Annotated in this window: 1 protein-coding gene; it reads right to left on the bottom strand. The window is 38.1% G+C overall.

Translation table 11 applies throughout. The features are described from left to right. Positions 1 to 217 precede the first annotated feature (217 nt). Positions 218 to 1,120 (bottom strand): DUF4351 domain-containing protein, encoded by a 903-nt coding sequence (locus ACWATR_RS40090; RefSeq protein WP_460345968.1) that lies wholly within the window; start codon positions 1,118 to 1,120, stop codon positions 218 to 220. Between the last annotated feature and the right edge of the window lie 220 nt (positions 1,121 to 1,340).

Below are 1,340 nucleotides of genomic sequence, written 5' to 3'. Positions count from 1 at the left end.
GGTGCAAACAAGAGGGGAAAAAGGAAAAATGATGGCGCAACTACTGTTCTCAAATAGCTTTTTATCTTTGTCGTAAAGCCTGCGGCATAGCTACGCTTAGGGCGCAGCCTAAGAAGAGAAGTTGCGCTCACGACGAAGCCTTTCCCCCTTGCCTCAAATCTCCTTGATAAGAGAGTATCTACTTTCCAGGCAAGAGATAATAGCACAAGCTTTTTATTTAGAGATTTTGGTCTAACCAAGTTTCTAAATCAGTGAGGGAAGAAAAATCTAAAAAGGCTTCTCCTAAAGTCTCCAATTGGTCAGTAGATAAACCTCGAATTCGCTCAAGTACTGAAGAGTCAATTTCACCAAAACGATGATTTAGTTGACGTATAATTAAACGTTCTTCACCTTGCTTAATTCCCTCTACTTGTCCTTCCTGTCTAGCTTGTTCTCGGTCTTGCTGATAAAGTGGTGCTAATCGCATAACTAACTCCCTGTCATCTAATTCTTCAGTTTGAGACATTACCAAGTTCTGCTGTAAATTGTACAGTAATTCTAGCGTGGCTTTCCGAAACGGGTGATTAGATGATAGCGCTTCTAATTCATCAATAGCCTGCTTTTGTACTTTCCCTCGACCGAGAATTCTTAGCCACAAAGTTTCTTGAGTACGTGGCAGTTGATGAATTACAACGATAGCTGTTCGCAAATACTCCCCCATTAAGTATACTCCAGACACCCAATTAGATGCTTGAATCGCACTAAAACCTGAAAGTATTCTCACAGATACGGTTGGAGAAAGTATCCACAATTTTGGAATTTCTAATTCTTTAATAGAGATTTTATTGCGGTTAGCTTCGCGTTGTAAAGCACCTCTTACTTCCAATAGTTTCAGCAAACAATCACAGATTTCCTCCTCAGAGGCAGGATTGCGAAATGGTTCAAAAATAGCAGGTGTAGCTGCAAATTTCCCCAGAATTCCTAGCATCTCTAAATTATTAGCTTGTTGGGCAGGAGAAAATAAAACATCAATTTCTCTAATCTCACCAGCTACACGGCTAGAAGCTTTTACTTCCCCATAAGGTTTTAGTAACTCTTCCAAATAGTCTTTAGCAAACTGGTCGTGAATAAATCGAGTCATTTAAATTACTATGGAAGTTATTTATTCTAATTAATATTTTATCTCTTTTAAGAGCAGCTTTTAACAATGCAAGCGCTCCAATTTTGCATTTTTCCCTATTTAATACTGAAAATGTCAACAATACCTATTCTACAGGCTTGTCAGCTAAAAAGGCTTTTTTTAGGCTGATTAAATTAGCATTAATGTTATATCTTTGGGTAGTAGATAATGATTTACTCCG

This window comes from Nostoc sp. UIC 10890 (genome assembly GCF_054786515.1).
This window is presented reverse-complemented; position numbering and strand designations above follow the sequence as displayed.